24 protein-coding genes are annotated in these 25834 nt (G+C 68.0%); 6 read left to right on the top strand and 18 right to left on the bottom strand.

The features are described 5' to 3' along the window. Nucleotides 1–25: 25 nt before the first annotated feature. The 7 genes from JQX13_RS03000 to JQX13_RS02970 form a co-directional block, all read right to left on the bottom strand. Nucleotides 26–580 carry a Uma2 family endonuclease gene (locus JQX13_RS03000; protein ID WP_203407576.1) on the bottom strand — a complete coding sequence of 185 codons (555 nt, stop codon included), beginning with the start codon at nucleotides 578–580 and terminating at the stop codon, nucleotides 26–28. Between the two features lie 158 nt (nucleotides 581–738). Beyond that, nucleotides 739–1359, bottom strand: a complete 621-nt coding sequence (locus JQX13_RS02995; protein ID WP_203407575.1) for a TIGR02265 family protein — start codon at nucleotides 1357–1359, stop codon at nucleotides 739–741. 146 nt (nucleotides 1360–1505) lie between these two features. Beyond that, nucleotides 1506–2651 carry a serine/threonine protein kinase gene (locus tag JQX13_RS02990; protein WP_203407574.1) on the bottom strand — a complete coding sequence of 382 codons (1146 nt, stop codon included), beginning with the start codon at nucleotides 2649–2651 and terminating at the stop codon, nucleotides 1506–1508. Nucleotides 2652–2728: 77 nt separating this feature from the next. Beyond that, a complete protein-coding gene (locus tag JQX13_RS02985; RefSeq protein WP_203407573.1) occupies nucleotides 2729–5740 on the bottom strand; it encodes a choice-of-anchor D domain-containing protein in 3012 nt (1003 codons plus the stop codon). A 187-nt stretch (nucleotides 5741–5927) separates the two neighbouring features. Then, a complete protein-coding gene (locus JQX13_RS02980) occupies nucleotides 5928–6788 on the bottom strand; it encodes an alpha/beta fold hydrolase (protein ID WP_203407572.1) in 861 nt (286 codons plus the stop codon). An 88-nt stretch (nucleotides 6789–6876) separates the two neighbouring features. Then, the gene (locus tag JQX13_RS02975) at nucleotides 6877–7050 is read right to left on the bottom strand and encodes a hypothetical protein (RefSeq protein ID WP_203407571.1); all 174 of its coding nucleotides are present in this window, start codon (nucleotides 7048–7050) and stop codon (nucleotides 6877–6879) included. 287 nt (nucleotides 7051–7337) lie between these two features. Then, the gene (locus JQX13_RS02970; RefSeq protein ID WP_203407570.1) at nucleotides 7338–8351 is read right to left on the bottom strand and encodes an aldo/keto reductase; all 1014 of its coding nucleotides are present in this window, start codon (nucleotides 8349–8351) and stop codon (nucleotides 7338–7340) included. A gap of 189 nt (nucleotides 8352–8540) precedes the next feature. Between JQX13_RS02970 and JQX13_RS02965 the strand changes: the two genes are divergently transcribed. After that, complete coding sequence (locus tag JQX13_RS02965) at nucleotides 8541–9086, top strand: helix-turn-helix domain-containing protein (protein WP_203407569.1); 546 nt, start codon at nucleotides 8541–8543, stop codon at nucleotides 9084–9086. A 1-nt stretch (nucleotide 9087) separates the two neighbouring features. Here the strand turns inward: JQX13_RS02965 and JQX13_RS02960 are convergent, their stop codons facing one another. Together JQX13_RS02960 and JQX13_RS02955 are read right to left on the bottom strand one after the other, a co-directional pair. Then, complete coding sequence (locus JQX13_RS02960; protein WP_203407568.1) at nucleotides 9088–9834, bottom strand: metallophosphoesterase family protein; 747 nt, start codon at nucleotides 9832–9834, stop codon at nucleotides 9088–9090. A gap of 31 nt (nucleotides 9835–9865) precedes the next feature. Continuing rightward, nucleotides 9866–10216: a hypothetical protein gene (locus JQX13_RS02955; RefSeq protein ID WP_203407567.1), complete on the bottom strand. Its 351-nt coding sequence runs from the start codon at nucleotides 10214–10216 to the stop codon at nucleotides 9866–9868. Nucleotides 10217–10642: 426 nt separating this feature from the next. Here JQX13_RS02955 and JQX13_RS02950 point away from each other — a divergent pair, with 426 nt between their 5' ends. Beyond that, nucleotides 10643–11293, top strand: coding sequence for a DUF2381 family protein (locus JQX13_RS02950; protein WP_203407566.1), 651 nt, complete (start codon nucleotides 10643–10645; stop codon nucleotides 11291–11293). Between the two features lie 196 nt (nucleotides 11294–11489). Continuing rightward, complete coding sequence (locus tag JQX13_RS02945; protein WP_239014505.1) at nucleotides 11490–11843, top strand: hypothetical protein; 354 nt, start codon at nucleotides 11490–11492, stop codon at nucleotides 11841–11843. A gap of 58 nt (nucleotides 11844–11901) precedes the next feature. Here the strand turns inward: JQX13_RS02945 and JQX13_RS02940 are convergent, their stop codons facing one another. The 3 genes from JQX13_RS02940 to JQX13_RS02930 all read right to left on the bottom strand — a co-directional run bounded on the left by JQX13_RS02940 (nucleotide 11902) and on the right by JQX13_RS02930 (nucleotide 14962). After that, entirely contained in the window at nucleotides 11902–13806 is a 1905-nt protein-coding gene (locus JQX13_RS02940; RefSeq protein WP_203407564.1) for a propionate--CoA ligase, read from the bottom strand. Between the two features lie 320 nt (nucleotides 13807–14126). Further along, nucleotides 14127–14387 (bottom strand): type II secretion system protein GspG, encoded by a 261-nt coding sequence (locus tag JQX13_RS02935; protein WP_203407563.1) that lies wholly within the window; start codon nucleotides 14385–14387, stop codon nucleotides 14127–14129. A gap of 116 nt (nucleotides 14388–14503) precedes the next feature. Continuing rightward, nucleotides 14504–14962, bottom strand: coding sequence for a hypothetical protein (locus JQX13_RS02930; RefSeq protein ID WP_203407562.1), 459 nt, complete (start codon nucleotides 14960–14962; stop codon nucleotides 14504–14506). Nucleotides 14963–15241: 279 nt separating this feature from the next. Here JQX13_RS02930 and JQX13_RS02925 point away from each other — a divergent pair, with 279 nt between their 5' ends. Then, nucleotides 15242–15994 (top strand): alpha/beta fold hydrolase, encoded by a 753-nt coding sequence (locus JQX13_RS02925; protein ID WP_239014504.1) that lies wholly within the window; start codon nucleotides 15242–15244, stop codon nucleotides 15992–15994. Nucleotides 15995–16015: 21 nt separating this feature from the next. Here the strand turns inward: JQX13_RS02925 and JQX13_RS02920 are convergent, their stop codons facing one another. The 4 genes from JQX13_RS02920 to JQX13_RS02905 form a co-directional block, all read right to left on the bottom strand. Then, nucleotides 16016–18310 (bottom strand): S8 family serine peptidase, encoded by a 2295-nt coding sequence (locus JQX13_RS02920; RefSeq protein ID WP_203407560.1) that lies wholly within the window; start codon nucleotides 18308–18310, stop codon nucleotides 16016–16018. Between the two features lie 20 nt (nucleotides 18311–18330). Beyond that, nucleotides 18331–19881: a carboxypeptidase-like regulatory domain-containing protein gene (locus JQX13_RS02915; protein WP_203407559.1), complete on the bottom strand. Its 1551-nt coding sequence runs from the start codon at nucleotides 19879–19881 to the stop codon at nucleotides 18331–18333. A 332-nt stretch (nucleotides 19882–20213) separates the two neighbouring features. Beyond that, entirely contained in the window at nucleotides 20214–20837 is a 624-nt protein-coding gene (locus JQX13_RS02910) for a Uma2 family endonuclease (RefSeq protein WP_343211064.1), read from the bottom strand. Between the two features lie 54 nt (nucleotides 20838–20891). Continuing rightward, nucleotides 20892–21776, bottom strand: a complete 885-nt coding sequence (locus JQX13_RS02905; protein ID WP_203407558.1) for a LysR family transcriptional regulator — start codon at nucleotides 21774–21776, stop codon at nucleotides 20892–20894. Nucleotides 21777–21911: 135 nt separating this feature from the next. Between JQX13_RS02905 and JQX13_RS02900 the strand changes: the two genes are divergently transcribed. Together JQX13_RS02900 and JQX13_RS02895 are read left to right on the top strand one after the other, a co-directional pair. Next, a complete protein-coding gene (locus JQX13_RS02900; protein ID WP_203407557.1) occupies nucleotides 21912–22388 on the top strand; it encodes a hypothetical protein in 477 nt (158 codons plus the stop codon). Then, a complete protein-coding gene (locus JQX13_RS02895; protein WP_203407556.1) occupies nucleotides 22385–23458 on the top strand; it encodes a saccharopine dehydrogenase NADP-binding domain-containing protein in 1074 nt (357 codons plus the stop codon). The genes JQX13_RS02900 and JQX13_RS02895 overlap by 4 nt, the downstream gene beginning before the upstream one ends. A 26-nt stretch (nucleotides 23459–23484) precedes the next feature. On the opposite strand, the gene JQX13_RS02890 is transcribed toward JQX13_RS02895, so the two are convergent. Both JQX13_RS02890 and JQX13_RS02885 read right to left on the bottom strand, forming a co-directional pair. Continuing rightward, the gene (locus tag JQX13_RS02890) at nucleotides 23485–25407 is read right to left on the bottom strand and encodes an AAA domain-containing protein (RefSeq protein ID WP_203407555.1); all 1923 of its coding nucleotides are present in this window, start codon (nucleotides 25405–25407) and stop codon (nucleotides 23485–23487) included. Between the two features lie 86 nt (nucleotides 25408–25493). Continuing rightward, nucleotides 25494–25829, bottom strand: coding sequence for a hypothetical protein (locus JQX13_RS02885; protein WP_203407554.1), 336 nt, complete (start codon nucleotides 25827–25829; stop codon nucleotides 25494–25496). Between the last annotated feature and the right edge of the window lie 5 nt (nucleotides 25830–25834).

Raw genomic sequence — 25834 nt, 5'->3', positions numbered from 1 at the left:
TGGTGCTCCTCCACGCCGGGTCCGTCTACGCCTCATCCCAGAGGGCGGCGAGCTCCAACTCCACTGCCTGGAAGGGCTCGGCGCGTACACGGGCCGTGCCGGTGTGTGTGCTCAGCAATGAATAGCGCACCCCTTCCAGCTGGAATACCTCCAGCTCGCGCTTTTCCGGCTCGAGAAGCCAGACGTGCCGCACACCCTCGCGCGCGTACACGGGAAGCTTGTCCTTCTGGTCCAGGGTCGCGGTGGACGGCGAGAGCACCTCGCACACCCAATCCGGGGCGAGCGTGAAGGCCGGGGTACGCGGAACGCGGGGCATCCGCTCTCTGCGCCAGCCAGCCAGAGCCGGTACCAGCACGTCCTCCCCCAGGTGCAACTCCGGTTCATCCAGGATGACCCATCCACCGGGGCCTCCCCGTCCCCGGTGGAACGCTCCCCCCAGCTCGATGCCCAGCACGGAGGCCGCCACGGTGTGAGGACCCGCTGGCCGGGGGCTGACATGGAGCTCCCCGCCGATGAGCTCCCCCACCACCCCCTCCGGCAGTGCTTCCAGGTCGGCGTAGGTGGCCGGTCCACGTCCCATGATTTCCCTCTGTCCCTCGACGCCCGTCTCCGTTTCCATGGAGCCGGTCTAGTACCTGGGTCTGACGTATGGAGGCGCCCGACACCACCTGCCCTGAGAAGTTGCCTCCGGAAGATACCCGGCGCAAGTCCGACGTCCAGGAAGGGCGGGCGGCTCCGTCAATCCAGTCCCCAGGAGAAGGCGATCTCGTTGTCCAGGGCGCCCACCAGCCGCCCTCTCACCCGAACGCCCTTCGCGCACATCACCTCGAACAGGGAGAGCAGGGCGCCCTCGTGGATGACGGGGTGGATGAAGTCGTGCTTCGTGAGGATCAGCCCGCTCCTGGGCCCCGTCCACTGAATCCAGCTCTCCCCATAGCTCACCGCGGCCCGGTAGGCCGTGGGCAGGCTGCTGATGAGAAGCCTCGGATTCCTCTGGTTCAAGGTGAGCATCGTCCTGCCCACGGCGGAGGACAGGAACGGAGGTATCACCATGCACCCCACGTATCTCAGCGCGTTCTCGAGGCTGTCGTGCTGCTCCTTCAGGAGATTCGCCGCCGTGTAGGTGACACGGAGGTAGGCGGCGGCGGGGTATCTGAAGAAGCTCGTGAAGCTCGTCTCCTGGCCCGCCTCGAGGCAGCGCTTCACGGCCTCGTCTCCAAGGCTCCGGACCGCCGCCAGCGCGCCGTTGAAGAAGAACCCGCACATGGTGTCCGCGGGTGTCGCCAGGGCCATCCTCCGTTCGAACTCCTGGGCCGAAACGAGGCCTCCCGTGTCCTGGCCAATGGACATGCCGATCATGCTCATACGCTCCCCCCGTCCGCAGAACTGCCAGGACGAGCAGAATGCAGGAAGGACCAGGAAGGGCAAGACTGCCCCCGGGGCTCGCTGTCCACTGGGTCACTCCCACCTGGACGGAGCCCGAGCCCGAGCGCGACGGGGCGGGGCTAGTTCTCTTCCGTGTCCTCGCCGGGCTCGCGAGTGCTGTCGGGACGACGGGGCGCGGGGGCCTGAGCGGTCCGGGGGCGAGCACCCTGCACGGGAGCCCGCGGCTGCCGGGCCTGCTGCCCCTGGGGGGTGGGGGCCACCCTGGTCGAGGACGGTGAGCTGGCCTCCCGCACGAGCCGTGGGTCGTACTGGATGACGGTGGGCTCGCTGGCGAAGCGCTCCTCCTCGAGCTCCGCGGCGTACAGGTCCTTCATGAACGCGGTGAGGTGCGCCTGGGTGCCGGGGAGCCGCTCGGAGAGCAGGAAGTCCTCGAGCGCGAGCTGGAACTCCCCGGCGCTCTGGAAGCGCTCCTCGCGTTTGCGCGCCAGCGCCTTCATCACCACGGCGTCCAACGTCCTGGGGATGCCGGGCACGGCCTCGGAGGGGAGGGTGACGCGGGCACCGACCACGGCCTTGAGCGTGGCCATGTCCGACTCGCGCTTGAAGAGCCGCTGGCTGGTGAGCAGCTCGTAGAAGACGATGCCCAGGCCGTACACGTCCGAGCGCGCGTCGAGCTCCTCGCCGCGGGCCTGCTCCGGGGACATGTACGCGTGCTTGCCCTTGATGGTGCCGACGATCGTCTGCGACAGCTTCCCCGCGGCCTTGGCCACGCCGAAGTCGATGAGCTTCACGTTGCCATTGAAGCCCACCAGCACGTTCTGGGGGGACACGTCGCGGTGGATGAGGCCCAGCCGGCGGCCCGAGGGCGTGCGCGCCTGGTGCGCATGGTCCAACCCCGCCGCCGCGTCCGCGATGATGCGGCACTTGAGCCCCAACGGCAGCCCGCCCTTGCGGTGGTTGGCGCGCGCGTTCACCTGACTGACGGCCTCGCCCTGGACGTACTCCATGGCGATGTAGAGCATGCCGTCCACGTCCCCCAGCTCGTAGATCTGCGCGATGTTGGGGTGGTTGAGCAGGCCGGCGATGCGCGCCTCGTCCAGGAACATCTGGATGAATTCCTGGTCCTCGGAGAGGTGGGGCAGCAGCCGCTTCACCACCAGCAGCTTCTGGAAGCCCACGGGGCCCTTCTGGCGGGCCAGGAAGACCTGGCCCATTCCGCCCGTCGCCAGTTTTCGTAGCAGCTCGTAACGGCCGAAGGTTTCCACGCGAGGGGACAACCATATCCGCCCCGGGGCCACCAGCGGAAGGACCCCGTCGTCTTGACGGGGCCCCTCGGGGACGCTCAGGGCGCCCGGGGAGGCACCACGCCGCAGGCGCTCCGGTAGCGGACCTCGATGGTCTGGCCCGCCGTGGGGACCGCGGCGCTCCGGAAGACGACCGCGTTGCGGGCGGCGTCGTAGGTCCACTGGTCCTCGGGGAGCGTCACGCCCTGGACGCGCACGGACATCTCCGCCGTGCCATTGGGCGTGGTGCTCAGGGTGAAGTCCGCCTGGAGCCCCTCCGCGCGCTGGAACAGCTTGTCCAGGAAGGGGCCGTAGTCACCCCGGCAGATGGACTCCGCCGCGCCGCCCGTGCGCTGGGCCACGGTGGTGAAGCGCGGCCCCGGGGGACCCGCGGTGGTGCAGCTGTTGTCGGTGGGCACCAGCGCGTGGAGCTGGGTGCGGTGCGCCATGCCGGTGCCCTTCACGGCCTGGAGGAACTGCACGTAGCTCTCCGGGTCGAAGCCGGAGTGATCGTCCTCGTCGGCCACCACCACCACCGCGAGCCGGGCCGTGGAGCGCAGGAAGCCCAGGTTGCCGTCATTGGGCAGCGGGGTGCGTGGATCATCCGCGCTGGTGGCCAGGGGCGAGGAGAGCGCCTGACGCATCGTCTCCAGACCCTGCACCAGGTTGTGGCACAGGCCCGTGTCATCGATGTTGGCCCGCAGCGTCTCCGCCGCCGTGGGCGAGTCACTGGAGACGGCACGCGCGCGGCGGCCGTCCACCGGGACGAGCCGTCCCCCGTCACCGCCTCCCGACACCCCGGCGCACACGGCCGCGCGGGCCGCCAGACCCGTGCTGGTGACGCCCATGCGCAGGTCCACCCCGGCCTGCCGCGCGCGCTCCACCCACCCGGGCAGGGCCGCCTTCAGCCGCGCCTGGTAGGGCTCCATGGTGGTGGTGTTGGACACCACGAAGAGGACGTCCAGCTGGTTGGTGGTGCCCTGGATGAAGCGGTCGAGCTGGAGGCCCTCGTGGTTCGTCTCCGCCAGCAGGGGGACGAGCAGCGGACTCTCGCGCTCCGCGGTGACGAAGAAGGGGCTGTAGTGCTGGCCGAGCACGTTGCGCGCGTAGGTGAACTCCAGCTCGAAGCCCTCGCCGGGGTTGAGCATGCGCGGCAGGGCGGGCGGCGTCGTCAATTGGAACTGCTCACTGGTGCCCGCGCCGAGGGCCGTGTCGTTCACGACGACGGGCGCGGCGCACTGGTTGGAGATGAGCGTGCGCCGGGGCACCGTCGGGCAGTCGTAACGGATGGGCCCGAAGTCCACGAAGGTCGGCGCGGCCACCAGGCACGTCGCCAGCGACACACCGTGGAGCGGCAGCGTCACCGTGGGCGCGGCGGGGTTGTTCACCGTCATCTTCAGCTCGCCGTGGAACTCGCCCTGCGTCGAGGGGCGGAAGGCGATCATCGCGCTGAAGGCCGTGTCGTACGGCACCACGCCGCCCGCCAGCTTGCCGCCCGGCATGAAGAAGGCGCCCCCGCCGTCATTCGACAGGTGGATGTCCTTCACCGCGCACTCGGCCCGGCCGGGGTTGCGGAAGCGGAAGCCCAGCACGGCGCCGCGGCCCGGCTCCACGTTGCCGAAGTCCAGGAGCGGCTGCGGCGTCAGCTCGTAGACGCAGGGGCCCGTGCTCCGCGCGCGGCCGGTGAGGACGATGGTGCGCTCGGGGTTGAAGAGGTCATCCGAGACGAGCACCAGCGTGGCCTGCCAGGAGCCTTCGGACTGGGGCTCGAAGTACACCGTCAGATCGAGCGCGTCCTCGCCCGGCGCGATGGGGATGTCGTCGGCTTCCAGCGCCGGCCAGGCCGTGCCCGCCTTCCAGGGGTAGGCCTGCTTGCCGCGCAGGGGCACGTCCACCGAGAAGTGCTCCGCGGCCCCCGTCCCCTTCACGCCCCGGAAGTACAGGTTGCCGGTGCTGCCGCTGTTGGTGATGCGGATCGTCTTCCCCACCTTGCCGCCCGCGGGCAGCTCGCCGAAGTCCAGCGCCACCGGGGCCACCGCCAACGCGGGCCGGCCTCCGCGCGCATCCAGCATCACCTGCGCCTGGCGCGGCTTGTCCGACTCGTAGCCCACCGTGAGCAGGCCCGTGTTGGGCCCGGAGTAGCGCGCCGCGAACTCCAGCGGCAGCTCCACCATCTCCCCCGGCTTCACCTCCCGCGCGCCCGGCTGCGCGAGCGGCGTGAAGGACTGGTCACTGGTGCTCAGCCCCCGGAGGGTGACCGGCCGCCAGGTGATGTTGCGCGCGCGCGTGAAGGACTTCGTGCGCTCGTGCACCGGAATCTTGTCGAAGGGCACCGGCTCGGGATCGAACGCGAAGGCGTGTGCCACCGAGCGGCCCGCGAGCTCCGCCGTCGTCGGAGTGCAGGTGGCGCAGGGCCTCACCTCCACCTGCGCGCGCATGTCGCCCAGGGAGCGCGGCAGGTACTTCGTCTCCAGCTGCTGCGTGCTGAGCGGTGGCACGGTGAAGGTGTCCGTGCTGAAGGCCTCGGCCGCCTCGCCCTTCACCGTCACCGTGAGGGGCAGGTCCACCGGGTTGGTGATGGTGAGGCGCAGCGTGCGATCGCTGTCCACCTCCAGCGTCTCGAAGTCCAGCAGCGCCGGGGAGATCTGCACCTGCAGGGGCACGCCCCGGCCCTGCACCCGGACGGTGTGCTCACGGCCCGAGTTGGCGTCCGTGGTCACGTGGACCGTCTCCTCCAGGGGGCCCTCGGAGAGCGGGTGGAAGCGCACCCGCACCCGCATCTCGTCGCCGGGCATCACCCGCCCCTCGCCCTCGAAGGAGACCTCGTATGACGGATCTCCCTTCAGCCCCAATGCCTCCAGTGCGTGAAAGGGCACGTAGCCCACGTTGCGTAGACGCACGACCTTCTCGCGCCATTGCCCGACCGGCACCTCGCCGAAGTCGAGTGCGTCCGCGTCCACCGCCGCCTTGGCCTGTACCGCGCGGGTATTCCCCGGCTCGTGGCACGCAGCCAGAAACGCCGTCAGCAGCGACAGCCAGATGATCCGCCCACCGCCCAGCCCCGTTCTCATCGCCCGTTCTCGCCTCGAACCCATCCGGCCCGTCTTCAATCAAAACGCGTACCAACCGCGTGTCGACTAGCGGCCCAATGAAAACAAGGGGTTGGCGAATTCCACGAGGGCGGATGGGACCGGAGGGAAGCGTCTTACCCTGTAGGGTGAAGGAGTTTTCCGTCGAGCCGGGGTGATCGGGCAGGACTTATGGGACGGCGGGTATGAATTGCCTCAGGGCCCGCGCCACGGCCTCCGGCTGCTCCAGGTGGACGTGGTGACCCCCGGGGAGGGTGAGGGGAGGGCGGAGCTGGCGAAGGGCGGAGATCCGCGCTCGCGAGCGCTCGTCATCGAAGCGGAAGCCCTCGCTGCCGAGGAGCAGCTGCATGGGGCAGGTGACGGCGGAGGAGATGGCGAGCCACTGGGCGTCGTCGTAGCCGAAGGCGAAGCGGCGGCGGTGGGCCGGGTCGAACGTGAAGACGAGGCCGTCCTCCACGGACTCGGTGCCGTGACGGGCCAGGTGGAGCGCGGCGTGCTCGGGCAGGGAGGGGTTGTTCTCCCGCAGACGGGCGGCGGCGGCCTCCACGCTGGGGTAGCGCTTGCGGTGGGGCTCGCGCTCGAGGTCCTCGAGGAAGCCGCGCAGCCGCACGAGCGCGTTCTCCGGAGGGCCACCCGTGGGGCCGAGGCTCTCGATCAAGGTGATGCCGAGCACACGCGAGGGGCGCGCGGCGGCGTACGCCGTGGCGATGATGCCTCCCAGCGAGTGGCCGACGAGGTGCACCGCCTCCAACCCCATGGCGCGCACCACCGCCTCCACGTCCACCAGGTGGTCGGCGAACTGATAGTTCGCGTGGCGTGGCAGCCAGGCGCTCCGGCCCATGCCGCGGAAGTCGAGCATCAGCAGACGCCAGGAGTCCGGCAGGTGCTCGGCGACGAGGTCGAAGCTGTGGGAATGATCCAACCAGCCGTGCAGGAACACGACGGCGGGAGTGCCCGCGGCGTTGCGCTGGCGCACGTGGAGGGCCAGGCCGTGGGCATCGACGGTCAACGATTCGAAGGATGAAGGCAACGGCGGCTCCTCAATGGGACCGGGAACACTTCCCCAGGTCCCTCGGCTTGCCACGTTCCGCCGTTACTGGGAACCGCCCGCTTCGACCTCAAGCCTGAGGCTGGACCGACTCCACCGGAGTCGAGGCGGCGAGCACCATGGCGAGCTGCTTCGCCTGACCCTCGGTGGTGCACCGGTACTCCTGCACCTTCCCGTTGGCCTTCTCCAGCCGAAGAATCCAGACATCCGCTTCCTTGGACACGACAGAACGAACCTGCGACATGGCTGCCTCCTTGAGGGCTGCCCTTCCCCCGCCTGCTCCTCAAGCATGCGGCGTGCCGACGTCCAGGTTTCGTTGCTACCCAAGGAATCCGGGGATTTATCATCTGCCCGTCCCTCCCCGAGTGACAAATCTTGCGGATCCAGGTGACAAAATGTGCGGGCAGGCCCGCACCTTTTGCGTAGTGCCTCGATGTAACTTTACAGGTCCCTACGTTCTCGATTTCAGAGAAAATCAACCAGGTGGCGGCGAGGCCTCTCCGCCACCTGTTCGCCAGGGAGGTGGGACTGTCAGCGGGCCTGGGGCGCCGGGGTCTTGGACTGCAACAGCTGCTGCATGGCGGGTGGGTAGCGATCTCCCGCCGCGACACCCCGGGGCGCGATGGCCTCGATGTCGGCGAGGTCCTGAGCGGTGAGCTTCACGTTCAGGGCGCCCAGGTTGTCGTCCAGGTAGGTGCGCCGCTTGGTGCCCGGGATGGGGACGAGATCGCTGCCCTGGGCGAGCACCCAGGCGAGCGCGAGCTGTGCCGGTGAGCACTGCTTGCGCTGGGCGAGCTGCTCGATGAGCTCCACCAGCTTCAGGTTGCGCTGGAAGTTCTCCCCCTGGAAGCGCGGGGAGTGGCGGCGGTAGTCGTCCTGCGCCAGGTCCTCGAAGCGCTTGAGCTGCCCGGTGAGGAAGCCACGGCCCAGGGGGCTGTAGGGGACGAAGCCCACGCCCAGCTCGCGGCAGGCCTGGAGCACACCGTCCTCCGGGTCGCGGCTCCACAGCGAGTACTCGCTCTGCAGCGCGGTGATGGGGTGCACGGCGCATGCGCGGCGCAGCGTGTCCGCGTTCACCTCGGACAGCCCGAGGTAGCGCACCTTGCCCTGCTTCACGAGCTCCGCCATGGCGCCCACGGTCTCCTCGATGGGCGTCTTCGAATCCACGCGGTGCAGGTAGTACAGGTCGATGACGTCCACGCCCAGCCGCCGGAGGCTGGCCTCGCACGCCTGCTTCACGTACTCGGGGCGGCCGTTGATGACGCGCGCCTGGGGATCATTCGGGTCGCGGACGATGCCGAACTTCGTGGCCAGCACCACCTTCGCGCGGTGCGGGCGCAGCACCCGGCCCACCAACTCCTCGTTGCGGCCCGGACCATAGGCGTCCGCGGTGTCGAAGAAGGTGATGCCCCGCTCCAGCGCGTGCAGCAGCGTGGCCTCCGACTCCGCGTCATCCCGCCCGGCGTAGAAGTCGGACATGCCCATGCAGCCCAGGCCCATGGCCGAGACGGTGAGCCCTTGCTTCCCCAGCTTTCGATTCTCCATGCTCCACCTCTCCTGTGGTGACCTTCGCGTTCCCTACAGCGTGTGCACTTCGTCCCCATGCGGCGGTGGCCGCTGGGCCCGGGCCGAGCCGCTCGGGTGGGGCCTTTACTGTTCTCACATATGAGAAATGTCAAGTCGAGTTCGAGTGGAGAGGAAGAGACCGAGCTGGAAGCGGCGGAGGCCTCGAGGTTGGGAGCGCGCATCCGGGAGTTGAGGCAGGAGCAGGGGCTCACGCTGGAGGCGCTGGCGGAGGCATCCGGGGTGAGCCGGGCGATGATCTCCAAGGTGGAGCGGGGGACGAACAACCCCACGCTGGTGGTGGCGGTGCGTATCGCGCAGGGGCTCGGGGTGGGGCTGTCGGAGCTGATGTCGCGCCCGAGGCCGAAGCAGGCCCGGGTGCTGCTGCCTCCCGCGCAGCAGCCCACGTTCCGCGACGCGGAGAGCGGTGTGGTGCGTCAACTCCTGGTGCCCCCGTTCGAGACGCGGGACGTGGAGTTCGTCCGTTTCACGCTGCCGGCCCATGCGTCGACGGGAGAGCTGCCCGGCAAGGGCGTGGCGGTGGGCAAGCACCTGGTCGTGGAGAAGGGCACGCTGCGCATCGACTTCCCGGACGGGAGCGTCACGGTGGCGTCACAGGATGCCTTCTACTTCGAGGCGGACGTGCCCCATGCCTTCGTCAACGTCGGGCGCGGCGAGTGCGTGATCTACTTCGCGATGGCACGTGTGCCGCGCTGAATCAGCGTGCGAGTCCCATCAGGCCGGTCCTCAAGGCCGTCGACCAGTCGTGCCGGTCCCTCGCCTCGGCCAGGAGCGCCGCGCGTTCCCAATCATAGACCACGCTGAGCAATTCGGTTGCCCAGCCCTCCGGTGTGCGCTCGATGAGGGCGTAGCGGGCGTGCGGGGAGCCGACTTCAACCTTGTGCGGGTGGGGACGCTCGTCTTCGTAGGCCTGGAGACCGACACTGCCCGGATTGACGATGGTGCGCCCGTCTCGCAGACGCACGACGCGGGGCATGTGCGTGTGTCCGCAGAGGATGAGCGAAGCCGCGCAGTCACCGGCCCGCTCCTCGACGAGCGCCACCGGGGCTGGCCCGCAGCCCGCGGGGGTGATCTGCTCCAGGAAGTAGGTCAGATCGTCGCCCGGCGTGCCGTGACAGAGGAACACCTCGTCGGAGAGCCACAGCGTCGGCGGCAGACTGGCCACCCAGTCGCGCTGGTCGGGCCGGAGTGATTGCGCGGCGTGACGATCCGATGGACCCATGCGCTTGAGGTCGGGCGCGAGGAGCTGTCGTTCATGGTTGCCGCGGATCGTCGGCAGAGCGAGGCGAATCAGCAGGTCCGCGGTTTCGCTTGGTTGGAGAGGACCCGAGACAATGTCCCCGAGGTTGACGATCACATCGGCGCCGCGCCGGTCGATGTCGGCCAGCACGGCCTCGAGGGCCTCCAGGTTGCCATGAATGTCGGAGATGGCGGCGATCTTCATCGCCGGGATACTAGCAGCCAGCTGAGGCTCCTTACTCGGGAAACGGTTCTCCAAGAAAGGCTTCGAGGGCCTGCCGGGCATATTCCTTGAGGCTGAGCATGCTCGCGGCATCATCGAAATCAATGGACCGCACCATATCCTGAAACCGGGAGAGCGCTGCTTTGCATTCGGCGGGGTTGGGAATCACCTTTGACTTGACGCTCTCCTCACGTGAAACCATGTCGAAAACGATGGTTGCGTCCTCGTGGAACTCTTCCCTTGGTTTCGCGTCGCCCTTGAATCTATGAGCCCACTCCAGAGGGTGTCCCATTGCAATGTGACCCAATCCATTGAGGGCAGCGGCAATGCGGGCGGCTTTCTCTTCAGGGGAAGTTGAAGGCATTTGCGGACTCGAGCATTTATTCGTTGAAGCAAATCGGACCGATGAAAAGCTTCGGAGCTTTAGAGGGTTTTCCGCTGCGTCCCTGTAAGCGCTTTCGTCTGGCGGTTGCTCTGTTGTCCCTCTGTTTTCGGCGTCGTCTTCACGTCGGGTTGAAGCAGAAGACGCGCAGCCACCCGCAAGGACGCTGACGAAGAAGCACAAGAGCCAGCGGAGAAGGCGTCCTTTCGGGAGGTCCATGGCGTTCCTTGGCGGTAGATTGTCAAGTGACTGTGCTTCGTGCTGTGCTCGCCTGTCAAACTTCGTGGGTCGGGAAATCAACGGTGTGGTGGGCCGCCAGGGACCAGCCCCATTTGCGCCGTGACTCGCTCGGGCCCCCGGCCAGCGGCTCGTTCCCGGTGGGCAGCTGGAGCGGATACGCTGGGCGTCATGGAATTGCTCGTCACGAGGGATGAGGGCGAGTCCGAGGAGTTCCGTTTCTTGTGCCAGCGGTTGATGTGCGAGACGCAGACGCTCGAGGAGAGTCAGAAGCTCCTCGAGCTCGTGACCCGTCTGAACCCCTTGGTGCGACAGGTTCTCTTCCCCGGGTTCCCCGAATCGGCCGAGCTGCTCCTTGGGCTGCTCGAGGACACCCAGGGCACTCCGCCCCGCCATGTCGATAAGCGCCTGTTGGAACTGCACCACGGCTCACCTCGCCTGCGCGCCTGGCTCATGAACCATGCGATGGAGGGGCCCGACCACGTCCTGAGTGTGGGGGCCTGCTCCTCCTGTTGCAGCGGCTCATCGCGGATCGGAGTGGACGGCACGTCGTTGCCCTTCACCGTGATCGCTGGGAAGGACGTCGTGGATGGGCAGGTCGATGTCTTTCCCGAGCCGGAGTCCCCCGAGGCAGTACGGGCAGCGCTGCAAGCGAAGCAGGCGGAGAACAGGGCGCTGCGTGCCGAGAACCAGCGCTATCGCCAGGAGGAAGTCTCGGTCGAGCACGCGCTGGCCACCCTGGAGCTCTTCAGAGACGGAGGGCTTCGGCCAGGCTACGTCGAGTTGGACCTGGCGGCCCTGGCGGCGCGCGTCCGTCGTTGAGCTTCATTCGTTCCATAGGCGGGAGTACGCCGCCCAGGAAGTAGGATTCCGGTTCATGGTTTCGACAAGAGCAACCCACCTCTCGGCCTTCATCCTGTTGTCCTGCTGGGGGCTCGGCTGTACGGGCCCTGGTGTGTCACTGCGGGCGGATGGAAGTCCAGGTCCTCAGGCGTGCGCGCAGAAGGCTTTGGAGGCAATGCGAATCCTGCGGCTCCGCCCCGGGGATAGCAGCGCATCCATCGTGATCGATGCCAACCAGAGCAGTCAGAGCCCGGTCTCGCTCACGGATGGGCCCGTCGAGAGCTACTTGCTCGAAGAGCTTGGGTATCTCTCTCCCCTGACCCGGCTGTACGGGCAGATATGGACGGGCGGGCCCAATGTCATCATCCGGTACTACGAGGCACGCCCTCCGGATGGTGAGCCCATTCCCATCTGCGCCGTGGCTCGCCTGGGTCATGGTGGCTTGCGGAAGAAGCCAGAGTCCCCGCCTGGAGTCGCGTTGATCGATGACTCTCGCGCGGCCGTGTTCATCGTCGACGGCTTCCGTTGAGGTGCTTCATGCCTGAACCCTGGCCGCCTCACCTCTGAATCCTCGGCCAATTCGTAGTTCATTCGCGTGGCGTCAGGGCCGCGCGGATCTGCTCAAGGGCGCTCGGGTCTTCCAGGGTGGTGAGGTCGCCGGGCTCGCGCTGCTCGGCCAGGGCCTGGATGCTGCGGCGCAGCAGCTTGCCCGAGCGTGTCTTGGGCAGCAGTGTCACCAGGTGCACCTGGGCCGGGCGGGCCAGCGCCCCCAGCGTCTTGTCCACCGTGGCCATCACCTCGCGCGTGAGGCTCGCGCGGCCCTCCTCCGTCCGCATCCGCGAGGCGTCCCTCGGCACCGCGAAGGCCACCACCACCTGCCCCTTGAGCGGGTCCTTCACGCCCACGACCGCGACCTCGGCGATGCCGGGATGCCCACAAATGGCCTCCTCGATTTCCCGCGTGCCCAGCCGGTGGCCCGCCACGTTGATGACGTCATCCGTCCGGCCGAGGATGAAGTAGTCCCCGTCCTCGTCCCGCGTGGCCCAGTCGAAGGTGCTGTAGACGGGCTTGTCGAAGTGGGAGAAGTACGTGGACACGAAGCGCGCATCGTCGCCCCACACCGTGGACAGGCACCCGGGCGGCAGCGGCGGCTCCACCACCAGCACGCCCTTCTGGTTGGGCTGCGTCACCTCCTCGCCCGTCTGCGAGTCCAGCAGTTTCACCCGGTAGCCATAGATGGCCGTGCCCGGTGAGCCGAACTTGCGTGGCCGCGCCTCCACTCCCGGACAGGGCCCGAGCAGGGGCCAGCCCGTCTCCGTCTGCCAGTAATTGTCCAACACCTGGGTGGCGGGCAGCGCGGCGGAAATCCACTCGTGGGTGGGTGCGTCCAGGGGCTCGCCCGCGAGGAACAGGTAGTGCAGGCTCGACGTGTCATGGCGCGAGAGGTGCGCCGCGTCCTGCTGCTTCAAGAGCCGGATGGCGGTGGGCGAGGTGAACATCACGTTCACCCGGTGCTCCTCCACGAGCCGCCACCAGATGCTCGCGTCCGGGCGGATGGGCAGGCCCTCGTACAGCACCGTCGTCATGCCGGCCAGCAGCGGGCCATAGACGATGTACGAGTGCCCCACCACCCAGCCGATGTCGCTCGCGGTGAACATCGTCTCGCCAGCCTTGCCGGTGAAGATGTTCCGCATCGAGGACGCCAGCGCCACCGCGTAGCCTCCCGTGTCGCGCTGCACGCCCTTGGGGCGTCCCGTGGTACCGGAGGTGTAGAGGATGTAGCTGGGCTCGGAGGACTCGAGCCACTCCACCTCGACTCGTGCGCCCTCGTGCTCGCGCGCCAGCGTGGCGTAGTCCACATCCCGCTCGGGCACGCGGGGCATGTTCGGATCCAATCCCCGGTCGAGCACCAGCACCCGCGAGGGCGGGTGTTGCGCCAGCTTCAGGGCCTCCTCCACCAGCGGCTTGTAGGGGATGACCTTGCCGCCGCGCATGCCCGCGTCCGCCGTCACCAGCAACGCCGGCTTCGCGTCATCCATGCGCGTGGCGAGGCTGTGCGCCGCGAAGCCTCCGAACACCACCGAGTGGATGGCTCCCAGCCGCGTGCATGCCAGCAGGGTGAAGACCGCCTCGGGAACCATGGGCAGGTAGATGATGACCCGATCGCCGCGCTTCACTCCGAGTCCGCGCAGCATGGCCGCGACCCGGTTCACCTCGGTATGCAGTTGCGCGTAGGTGTATCGGCGTTGCTCCTGGGTCTCCGTGGAGACATGGACGAGCGCGGGCTGTTGCGCCCGGTCCGCCAGGTGCCTGTCCACTGCGTTATGACAGAGATTGGTGCGTCCCCCGACGAACCAGCGCGCGAAGGGTGGACGTGAGTCGTCCAGGACCTTGTCCCACGGACGCTCCCAGTCGATGAGTCGGGCCTGTTCGGCCCAGAACGCCTCGGGCTGCTCAACGGACTGGCGGTGAAACTCCTTGTACGTGCCCATCGCGCGCTCCTCTCTCCCACGTCGGTGTGTGAGGCAGTTGAACGGCTTTTCTGGAGAGGACGGTGTCGTCCAATCCGTCATGTCTACCGCCGCGATGGGTGGTGGAACAAGGAGACGTTGAGGGGTGATGACGCACGGCGGTTGGCTCCCCGGGTAACGGCGCAGGATTTGCGCATCACCGCCGAGACCTTGCACATGCAGGCGCGGATCGCCGAGAATTTCCGGGGGCGGGCGGGCTGACGGCCAGGTGTCGCGGCGTTCGCAGGCCTTGTAGGTCGCCGCCTTCACGGCGGGGCGTTCAGGAGGTTTGGCCGCGCCGCTCAGTGCTCCATAAGGCTGCCCCAGGGGTCGCGCGGAACCTGCTCCAGCCCCTGGCGGTTCACGAGCTCCCGCATTCCCTCTGCGGTGGACGGAAAGCGCCGATGCTTCGAATGGTAGAGCCTCAGGGCGCTCTGGATGTTCGCGAGGTCCTGCCTGGCTGTTTCCTGCTTCGATGGCCTGATGTGTATGTAACTGGTCAGGAGGTCGCGCAGGAACGCCTTCCCGTGGAGCTTGGAATGCTCGAGGGGCTCGTGAGCCATGATGGGAGGCTCTTCAATCCACGTACCAGCCACGGGCGAGGCCTGCTCACCCCCCGCGCGAGTCCGGGCGGACCACGCTCCATGCCTACCTGTCCAAGAACTCCGATGGCGGGATGTCATTCTGTCGGAGCCAACCGGGGGACAAGCGTGAACAACGGTTCTCCGTCGTGGCCCACCAACACGAGTTTCCGACCAGCCGTGAGCACGGTCTCGAGCTCCGGTACTTCGGCCCCCAGTTCCCTCATCACGTCTTGTACCCGAAGCACTCCCCCATGTTGTTTCCGGTAGCTTTCGAGGAGAGGCTCCAAATCGCATGAGTCGCGAATCACGAACCCGAGCAGCGTATCCCGCCGGAGCGCATCACGAATGACTGGCCTGAGCGCTGCGCCTTGATTCCCAGTGCAGTCACGCGTGTGCGCGAGTTCATATCGAGATGGCGACACTCGCTCGAAGATGATGATCTTTTCGACGCCTCCAGCACTCGAGGTTCGTTGCGCGAATTCTTCGACGAAATGCCATGCCGGGAAGAGGGACTCAGGAGCAACGGTCCACTCAGCAAGCTCTATTCGGTTCATGCGTCTACCCATCAATCAGGATATCAAGAGGCCGGCTTTTCGAGGGTTGGAATTTCTGGAGCCTGCCCGAGAAGGCGGGGCGCCGTTGCCGGGATGCTTTCTGGCCGCCCTCGCGGGCTTCAGTTGTATCCATGTGCTCATGTGGCACCCGTAGAAGGTGGAGGAGGATCGGTGGGAACGAGCAGGACCACGGATGGTATTGCTTTCGAGATCGTGGGACGGGGGCAGCCCCTCGTCCTGTTGCATGGGGGGTCCGGTCGGCGGCAGTGGTTCTCCTCCATGGCTCCTCTGCTCCAAGACGACCATCAACTCGTGCTCATCGATCTTCCGGGGCATGGCGAGTCGCGCCACACGCCCGGGGCCTATCGTCTCCAGGACACCGCGGAGTTCGTGAAGAGGGTCCTGGACCACGTCTCGGTCGGCCCCGCGTGGCTGTTCGGACATTCTCATGGCGCGCACGTGAGCCTGGTCCTCGCGGCGAATTCCCCGCACCTGGTCACCGGTATCATCGATGGCGATGCGCCGCTGGGCCGGGAACGTATGCGCGCACATCAGGCGAAGTCGCGAGACCTCACGCTTGCCTGGAGGGCGCTCACGGGCCGGGGTCTCACCCCTGAGCAGGTCGCGGAACGGCTGCTCGAGCTCGAAATCCGGCCGGAGCCGGACCGGAGCGTCAGCTTCAGGGAACTCTTCGGCCCGGGGCACCCCTACATCCTCGAGCTGAGCCGGTCCCTGGCTTGCCATGATGGCGACTTGCTGGACGCGATCCTCGACAGGTTCGACGACACCTATGCCGCCCTGGAGGGCGCGTCCCTCCTCGAGAGACTGCGGTGCCGGCTCGTGTTGCTCCAGGCGGACCCGGCCGCGGGTGGGCTGCTGACCCAGGAAGACATCGACATGGCGACCCGCGCCCTGGGTGACGTCACCACGATTCGTCTCACCGGTGTCGGTCATGGCCTCCAGTTGCAGGATCCGAGGCAGGTCGCCGACGCGGTGAGGTCCGCCGTTGGGGCAGAGCGCCGTGTTGCGTGACACGGCGCCCCGCCAGGGACATCAGTGGATCAGGATGAAGCTTCCCGCGAACTTGGAGTCGATGCCGCTCCACAGGACGGTGTTTCCGAGCGATTCACCGGCACCCGGCTCGAGGGCGATCGGGCCGTAGGTGCGCTCCACGCCGTTGCGTTTGACACGCAAGGTGGCCGTCACGGCATGCGTGAGACGGGTGGTGTCCACGCCAACCCGTGTGATCCCCCAGAAGTTCTCGGGGTGCGGCGCGGACATCATGGCAATCAGTGGATAGTGGGTGGCGTTCAGTTGGAGCGTTTCGGACGCGCGTTCGATGGAAGTGCCTGTGTCGTCGGCGCTGAAGGTGACGTCCGTCGAGCCGCTCTTGACGCTCTGCCAGACCATCTGCCCTCGGTGCTGGCGGGGCTCATCCGGCAGCGGAGGAGGCGTTCCATCGGGCAGGGTGGGAATGTATGCCCAATAGGTCAGATCCACATCACCGCCACCCGCCCAGCTCACCGTGACTTCCAGCGTCGACGTGAGGTGGATTGACGCCGTGCCCTCGGCGCCGGAGGGCACCGTCAGCGTTCCCTGTCCCGTGACGGTGTCGCTTCGGCTGTAGGGCGAGAAGATGTCGAAGATATCGGGCGTGCTGGCGATGACCTCGTATTGTCCGGGGGCGATTGCTTCGAAGGTGGCCTGCCCGGCGGCGTTGGTCTTGGCGTGGTAGAGGGCGCGGCCTCCCTGGAGCAAGGTTACGTTCGCGGCGGGTGGCGCGTACCGCGTGTCCTGCTCATTCACGAAGCCATCGTCATTGCTGTCCCATCGGTTCGCGGTGGTGACGATGACGCGTGCGCGCCCGCCTGGTTCGTCCTGCGAGAGGTCATGCCCGGCGAGCTCGTCCACCAGGGCCTTCAGGTCGAGGCGACCCGCGCCGGTCTGCGCGTCCCAGCCGGGCGTGCCGAGGTCATGGGCCGTGCGCTCGAGCAGGCGGCGCACCTGGAAGGGCGTGGCACCGGGATGGAATTGTTTGATCAGCGCGACGGCACCCGCGACTTCCGGCGTGGCCATGCTCGTCCCGGAGATCGCCTGATACCCACCGTTGTAGCCGGGCTCCCGCTGGTTCAGGAAGGCCGGCCACGTCGAGAGGATGTTGACGCCGGGCGCGCTCACGCTGATGTGATGGCCGGTGGTGCTGAAGGTCGCTCGAGCATCCGAGGGGTCGGTCGCGCCCACCGCGATCACGCCCGGAACGGCCGCCGGGTACTGCGTGTCCGCTTGACCCGTGTTGCCCATGGCGACGGTGACGGTCGCGGTGCGGTCCGGTATGCCGTCCCCCGCGATGCCACCTCCCGTGCCGTCATCGTAGGCGGGCAGCGCCTGCCCATCGAGGTCACGGCCAGACAGGGCCAGGTTGAGGGCATCCGCGGTGGCGCTGTCGTACCCGAGCCCGCCCAGGCTCATGGTGATGACGTCGGGGACGAGCCCGTCCCCGTCGCGGTCCAGGATGGCCCCGAGCACCCCTTCGGCAATCACCGCGCTGGTGGTGGTGTCTTCGTTGAAGTCGCAGAAGACCTTGATGTCCATCAGGCGCGCTTTGGGGGCGACCCCCATGACGCCCTGGGCGTTGTCCCGGAGCGCGGCCGCGATCCCCGCGACGTGCGTGCCGTGCTCCAGGTTGTTGGTGGCGTTGACGTTCGGCGGAATGGGGTGGGGGCGCCGGTCGCTGGGGGAGGGCGGAATGAAGTAGTCGTAGCAACCCGACGCGTCCCAGCCATCGACGAACTTGCCGGCGAGATCCGGGTGGGTGCCGTCGATACCCGTGTCGACGACGGCGATGACGACTCCCTGTCCGTCTGGGAATTGTCCTCGCACGCTCGTCTTCCAGGCCGCCTCGGCGTTCATCCGTTCCAGGTCCCACTTCGTCGCGGCGAGTGGATCATTCACGCTCAGCGCCATGAAGGTCCTGGGCGTGAGTCCCGGGCGCTTGTAGGTGTAGTTCGGTTGCGCGTAGCGCAGCGTGGCGCGACTCCCCAGCGCGAGCTGCCCGAGGGCCCGCTCGACGGTCAGCGTGTCCGGCAGCGCCACGCGCGCCTGCTTGAGGGTGGGGTTGTCCCCCATGACCGTCGCCTGGAGCAGGCGCACGGCACGCTGAAGATCCTCGGAACGATGGTACCCAAGGAGGAGCTCCCCGGCTCGGTGCGGGTGTAGCACCGTGGCCTCGGGGAGGGGCGTGGTGTCGACTGGCGTGGGGGGAGGGTTGAGCGGATCGGCGGGGGCCGAGGGCTGGGTGCAGGCGGCCAGCAGGCTCGTGAACACCAGCAGGGCAGGAGCTTTTTTCATGGGGGGTTCGTCCTTCGAGCTCAGGGCGCGGTGGTGAAGCGGAAGACATCCGTGGACGCCACGGTGAACGGTCCGTACACGCCGTAGGAGTCAGCGGCGACACTGACGGCGGTGGGGGACGTGGCGCTGTCGGCGGCGAATGCCAGGCTGAGCTGCCATTCGTACGTTCTTCCGGGTTGGAGCTGCTCGTAGACGCTGCCGGTGTAGTTGTTGTCCTCGTTCCAGGTGAAGGAATCGCGGTTCACGAGGCGTGGCTGAGCCGAGGAGAAATTCAGGTTGCTGTTGCCGCTGACGGTGTCCCACAGCAAGCCGTTGTAGACGTGGATGGCCCCCACGGTTTGTGTGGGCTTCCACGTGAAGGTGGGCGTGGTGGACACGCCCGTGGCCCCCGCGGCGGGACCGGTGAGGCGAACGTCGAACGCCGGGAGCGGCGTGCTGGTGAGCGTGTTGGACGGCGCCGTCTCGTGTTTGTCATTGAAGGCGACGATCCGGTACGTGGCGGGGGTGCCGGGCTGGAGGTCGGCGCTCGTGTCCCGGTAGTCGGTGGTGTAGATGACTTCTCCGCACGCGTCGCCATCCAGGTCCTGGCCGATGCTCCATCCGGGGAGCGTCGCGATGGGCGTGAAGGCGCCCCATCCGATGCGTCGTTCCACGCGGTATTTGTACGGAATGGTGACGAGCGGGTCGCTGCAGGGGGGAACGTCCGTGGCGGGACTCCAGTGGACGTTGACGAACAGGCTCGCGCCTTCGGGCGCGGCCGTGGGATGGACGTTCATTGCCTCCAGGGCCTTGCCGAAGGTGACGGCGAGCGTGCTTTGAAGCACGGGCGGCGCGAGTGGCTGGCCAGGGGTCGAGGGGAGCACGCTGGTGAACGTGACGTGGCGGATGACGTGTGTGCGATTGTTGTTCGCGTCGTAGGCGACGACTTCGAAGGTCGTCGAGCCGAGGCCAACATAGGCGCGTGGCAGCAGGAAGCGTGGGCCCGTGGTGTCGGTCTGCGTGAAGGACTGGCTCTCCCCGGAGGCCCAGGCGGACCCGGGCGTCTTGCCGATCGCGGCGTAGATCATCTGCGTCGGCAGGGTGCCGGCGGGATCGACGGTGACGTCGTAGGGGAGGAAGTTGTCGGCGTCGTAGCTGCCGTTCTCGAGAACGTCGCCGACGTCGACGCTGGGCGCCTCGGTGGGCCAGGACGGGTGGAAGGCGCGTTGTTGCACGAGGTTGAGTCGCGTCAGGCCTCCGTCGGGGATCCGCACCCCTTCGACTCGGGAGGCCGCGTACCCGCTCTTCCGCAGCGTGAGGCTGTAGTCACCGGCGGGCAGCGCCAGGGTGTATCGGCCGTGTTCGTCGCTCTGGGTGGTCGCGACCGCCGGACCTCCCTCGGCGGGGTACGCCTGGATTTCGGTGGCGGTGACCGCCGCGCCAGCAGGGGCGATGGCGACGACACCCTGTAGGCCCGTTGTGCGCTCCGGTGGGGTCGTTGGGGGAGGGTCGGATGAGGGAGAGCCGCAGGCGGCGAGCAACAGGGCAATGCTCACGGGACGCAGCAGTCGTGCGGGGGGGGAATGCGGCATGACGCTCCTGGGTGTGTGGCTGAGTCGAGTGGCGATGCCCCGTCGTCGTGAGCGTGTTCCATCAACGCATGTCGCGAACGATTCGGCTGGGGCATACACCTCACGCCCGGGCACCCGTCCTGGGCGCCTGGCGCGTCGACCATCGTACGCGGACTTCACTCGAAGCTCTTCGAGTGAATTCGACGCGCGAGAGCATCTCGTTTGCTCGGAATGTGAGGGATGACGAGCGCGCGTCGTCAGCGTGGGAGTCGGGAGCGGGTTCCAGGCGCACATAGGCGGACTTCACCTCCACCCATGCCTGGAAGGGTGCCGTGAGGATTTTCACTCCATCGTCATTCGGACCAGACGAGCGCCAGTTCGAGCTCGATGGCCTCGAAGGGTTCGGCACGCACCGGCTCTTCTCCGGTGAAGGAGTGGACGAGGTGCCACTCGCCCTCGGTGAGCCGGAAGATCTCGAGCGTGCGGGCAAGCGGATCCACGTGCCACAGGTGCCGCACTCCTTCCCGGGCGTAGATGCGCATCTTCTGGCCCTTGTCCCTGCTCCGCGTGCGTTGGGAGAGGAGCTCGCAGGCCCAATCCGGGGCGAGGTCGTAATGGGCCGGAGCCTCGTCTCCTCCCACGGCGCGTGGCAGACGTTCGCGCCTCCACCCGGCGAGGTCTGGCACGAGCTTGTCCGGACGCGGGCCAAGGTGCAGCTCCGGCTCATCGATGAGGACCCACCCTCCCGGTCCGCCCCTGCCAAACTTGAAAGGCGCGGTGAGGAGGCCGCCAAGATTCGACGCCACGTTGGCATGCGGTCGTGCCGGGCGCGGGCCGAGGTACAGCTCTCCGTCGAGGATCTCCGCCACCATCTCCTCTGGAGCCGACTGAAAGGCCGCTTCGACGGACGGAGCGTTTCGCTCGGTGGACTCGGATTCGGGAGGGCGACGGGTGACCATGAGGGAGATCTTCCGCATGACCTCCGCGCCGTGCAACGCCGAGGCCGTTGAACGGCGGATGAGGTCCTGCACTCAACTCCGCCGGGTCTTCGCCAGGAGCGACGCCGCGAAGTCGAGGAAGACGCGCACCTTTGGCAGCAGGTGCCGGTTCTCAGAATAGAGCGCGTGGATGGGCCGCTCGTCGCACGCGTACTCCTCCAGGACCGGCACCAACTTCCCGGATGCGAGCTCCTCGGTGACCATGAAGTCGAAGAGCCAGCAGATTCCCAGGCCGGCCACGGCGGAATCGCGGAGCGACGCTCCCTGGTTCACGTGAAACGGGCCCTTCACTTCGTACTCGCCGGTGCGCATCCGCCACGGAACGGGACCTGATTCACGCAGGAACCCGAGGCAGTGATGCTTGGCGAGGTCCTCGGGTGTTCGGGGACGCCCGTGGTGTTTCAGGTAGCCCGGCGCGGCGCATGCCACCATCCGGGTGACGCCCAGCTTCCGCGCCATCATCCCCGAGTCCCGGAGCGTTCCGATGCGCAGGAGCACGTCGATGCCCTCGGTGACCGGATCCACCAGGTAATCCCTGAGGGTGAGCTCGAGCTCGATGCCCGGGTATTGCTTGAAGAACCTCGGAAGGAAAGGGACCAGGATGAGCTGTCCGAGCACCTGCGGAGCGTCCACCCGGAGCCTGCCCGTGGGTCGGGTTCGCACGCGGGTCATGGCCTCCTGCGCTTCTTCGAGCTCGCCCAGGATGCGCCTGCATCGTTCGTAGAACGCACGGCCGTCATCCGTGAGTCGCAAGGCGCGCGTCGTCCGGCGGAACAACGCCAGTCCCAGCTCCTCTTCCAGACGGGCGATCCGCCGGCTGACCGCCGAGGGCGTGAGTCCGAGTGTCCGGGCCGCGCGGGTGAAGTCGCCCTGCTCCACGGCTCGGACGAAGGCTTCGATGTTCGCGAGGGATTTCACCTGGAGGGTCTCCTCGTCTCCTGATTGATGCGCCGCTCGCACAAGTGAGCTTCCCGATGCTCGCTGGTGTTCGTGACTCGCACGGAACAGAAAAGTCTCAAGTACCTGGCCCCGTCGTCAAAGCCGGAGGAAGCGATGCCTGCTCATGAGAACCCGACCGATTTCCGACTCCTGGCCCGACGCTCCACCCGTGCGTCCCTGGGCGTCCTGTTGCTCACCATCGTCCATCACGTCTACGGGGCGTGGCTGTATGCCACTCCCTGGCGCCTGCACGTGGTGGGGATCGCCGTGGTCGCCGGAGCCTTGATTCTCGGGGCGAGCGCGCTGGCCGTCTCCCACCGCGGTGTGGCCCTCGCCGTGTTCACACTCCTGACGGCCGCCTTCCCGGTGGGGTGGATCGGTGCCTTCGAGGGGCTGTACAGCCATGTCCTCAAGGATCTCTTGTTCCTGGCGGGCGCCAGTCCCCAGGTGATGGGCCGTCTGTTCCCGGCCTCCGTCTATTCCCCGCCCGATGATCTGCTCTTCGAGCTCACCGGTGTCTTGCAGGTCCCCCTCGCGGCGTGGGTGGTTCGGGCGCACTGGCTCCTTCTCCGTGGGAGGTCTGGGCGATGAAGGGGGAGGCCATCGTGATCGTGGGAGGCTATGGGCAGGTCGGACAGGCCGTGGCCCGCTCCCTGGCCCCCGCCTTTCCCGGGCAGGTCGTCATCGCGGGTCGTCATCGGGTGAAGGCCGAGGCCTTCGCCGCCACGCTCGGCAATGGAGTCCAGGCAACGGGCCTCGAGCTCGCGGTGGGTCGTCCGCATCCCGTTCTGGCTCGGGCGCGGCTCGTCATCATGTGCGTGGACCAGGAGGGCTCGGATGTCGTCGAGCACTGCCTCGCCGCGGGCGTCGACTACATCGACGTGACCGCGAAGCAGGAATCACTGACGTCCTTCGAGCGACTCGACCCCCTGGCCAGACGGAACGGAAGCACGGCGATCCTCAGCGTGGGGGTGGCCCCGGGATTGACGAACCTCCTGGCGGCCCATGCGGTCGGGCGGTTCGACCGGGTGGCGAAGATGGACCTCTTCCTGATGCTCGGGGCCGGCGATGAGCATGGCGAGGCGGCCATCGGGTGGACCCTGGACAACCTGGATGGCGGGTTCGACGTGTTCCAGGACGGTCGTCTTCGCCGTGTCCGTGGTTTTGGCGAGCACGCGCGCGTTCGTTTTCCCGGCCTCCCACGGGAGCGGCGCGCCTACAGGTTCAACTTCCCTGATCAGCGCGTGGTGGCTCGTACGCTCGCCATTCCCACCGTCTCCACCTGGATGTGCTTCGACTCGGCGTTGCTGACTTCGGTGGTGGGCCTCGCCTCGCGGTTGCGTTTGTCGCGTTCGTTACGCGCACCCCTGTTCCGTCGCGGTGCGATCCGCGCGCTCCGGGCCGTGCACTTCGGTTCGGATACCTGCGCCGTCGTGGCCCGGGCCGAGGGCTTCATCGGGACGGAGCCCGCCACCCGGGAGCTCGCGCTCTCGGGCCGACGCGAGGCGGAGCTCACCGGTCTGGTCGCGGCGGAGGTCGCGCGGCTGCTGCTCTCCGGTCACCGTCCGGGTGGGGTGCTGCACGTCGAGCAGTTCGTGCAGCCGGGTGACTTCCTGCGGCGCCTGGGCACGGTACGGCCTGGACTCCAGCTGTGGCTTTGACCCGTCTCGCTTCTCGGATCCGGCGCTCAGGCGGCTTCGGAGGGATCGGGCCACTCCCAGGCGGAGCGGTAGCCGCCGCCCTCCTGGGTGGACTCGATGAAGCGCGCGTAGAAGGGATGGCCGCTGAGCGTGGCCGAGTCACCCACCACGAACAGGTGCCGGCGCGCTCGGGTGAGGGCCACGTTCATGCGGCGCAGGTCCGAGAGGAAGCCGATCTGCCCCTCGGAGTTCGAGCGGGTGAGGGTGACGAGGATGGCGTCCTTCTCGCGGCCCTGGAAGGCGTCCACGGTGTCCACCTCCACGTCGGCGGAGAGGGGCTCCACGCGCTCGCGCAGGGCGTGGGCCTGTGCGCGGTAGGGGGTGATGACGGCGAGCTCCCGGGGCTCGAGCCCGGCGGCGAGCAGCTCCTTCACCCGGGCGACGACCAGGTCCGCCTCGCCGGTGTTGAAGAGGCTGCCCGTGTCCTTCTCCTGCTCCTCCTCGAAGCCCTTGCCGGCGGTGTCGAGGAAGAGGACGGGTGGGGCGTCCACGCTCGTGTCCGGAGGTAGCACGTCCGCGAGCGTCCGGTCCGCCACGCTGGGGTGGGCGCGCAGCTCGCCGCCGTACATCTCCTTCGAGGGGAAGGTCATGATGGTGGTGTTCATCCGGTACTGCTCTCGGAGCATGCGCTTGACGCCCTCGCCGTGGTCCGCGAGCAGGCGCTCGAAGAGGCTGACGGCGAGACCGGCCTTCGCGGCCTCGGGGGAGAGCACGGTGGGCGGGAGCTGCTGTGGATCTCCAGCGAGCACCACCTTGGGGGCGCGCAGGAAGCCGAGCAGGGCGAGCGGCTCGGTGGCCTGGGTGGCCTCGTCGAGCAGCGCGAGGTCGAACTCCTCGTGGGAGAGGATGCCGGACTCGAGGCTTGCGAGCGTCACGCACACCACCTGGGCACGCTCCAGCACACCGCGCAGGGCCTTGCGCTCGAGGGCGCGGGCCTCGTCGAGGAGGCTCTTGGCCTCGGTGGTGGAGGCGCGGGCGTTGGCGAAGCGCTCGCGGCTGCGGCCCTGGTTTCGCTGGCGGCGGGCGTAGCCGAGCAGGGAAAAGGCCTCGTCGAAGAGCTCGCGGGAGAGCACGCGGTCCGGGTGCTCCTCCACCACGAGGTCCAACGTGTGCTCCTGGAGACGGGGCGTGACGCGGGCCGGGTGGCCGACGCGGATGGCGCGCAGGCCCTTGTCGAGGCAGAGGTCGGTGAGGTGATCCACGGCGGCGTTGCTGGCGGCGGTGCACAGCAGGCGCTGGCCCCGGGCGACGGCCTGGGCGGCCACCTCGGCGAGCACGGTGCTCTTTCCGGTGCCGGGCGGGCCGTGGACGAGGAAGAAGTCCTCGGCGGCGAGGGCTCGGGCGACGGCGTCATGCTGCTCGGGGTTGAGGGCACGGGTGGGGGTGAGCTCGCGGAGGGAGTCGAAGCGAGGGGGCTCGTTGCCCAGGAGCACCTCGCGCTTGTGGCGGGCGGCTCCCTTGTCGAGCGCCTTCACGCGCGAGAGGCCCGCGCGGACGCGCTCGTAGGTGACGTCGTTGGGGACGCGATCGAGGCGCAGCAGGCCCTCGTGCACGAAGGGAGGGGGCTCGCGGTCGAAGGCGAGCTGGACGCGGGTGGCGGTGGCGCGGGCGACGAGGGCGCGCGCGGGCTCCTTGATTTCGGAGCGGCGGGGGAAGACGGCCACCTGGTCGCCGTTGTCCAGGCGGGCGGGGAAGCGGGCCCTGTCCTTGCGAGCGAGCGTCACCAGGACGCGGCCACCGAGGCCTACCTCTTCCTCGATGCTCTCCAGGTCGAGGAAGGAGAGCCCCTGCTCGGCGCGCTGCTGGAGGGACATGCCCTCGGCGAGCGCTTCCATGCGGGCGCGCTCGGCGTCGCGCTCGAGGGCGAGAAGGCGGCCAAGGGAGTCGAAGAAGGAGACGTCGCGAGGCATGGGGGAGGTTTATGCCACGAGGCGGGCTACCGCATGTCTGACGTGTGGGGCCGGGCGCCTGCTGGCCAACGGGAGAAGGCCCGGAGTCAGCGCTTCGGACAGCGCACCACCCAGCCTCCAGAGGGGTGGCACGGCTCGGTGAGCTGCTCGAGCGAAGGCGGCAATGGCTCCCAGCCCTTGGGGTTGTACACGAGGTAGTCGAAGGCGGGCGGCTCCGGTTGGATGCCCGCGGAGTAGAGCCGCACGGGGTGCGCGGTGCGCAGGAGCTCCAGCACGGCGGCGGGAGCCCCGATGACCCGGGCCTCGTCCGGAATCCAGTCCAGGTGCGACGCGTCGATGAGGTGGTCGAACTGCTTTCCGAGCAGCAGCGGCTGGAGGAAGAAGTAGCCGGCGAAGCCCGCGAGGCCCAGGAGCGCCGTCACCCCGG

The sequence above is a fragment of the Archangium violaceum genome (assembly GCF_016859125.1).
Lineage (GTDB): Bacteria > Myxococcota > Myxococcia > Myxococcales > Myxococcaceae > Archangium > Archangium violaceum_A.
The sequence above is the reverse complement of the archived record's forward strand: the minus strand, read 5'-3'. Positions and strand labels throughout refer to the sequence as shown.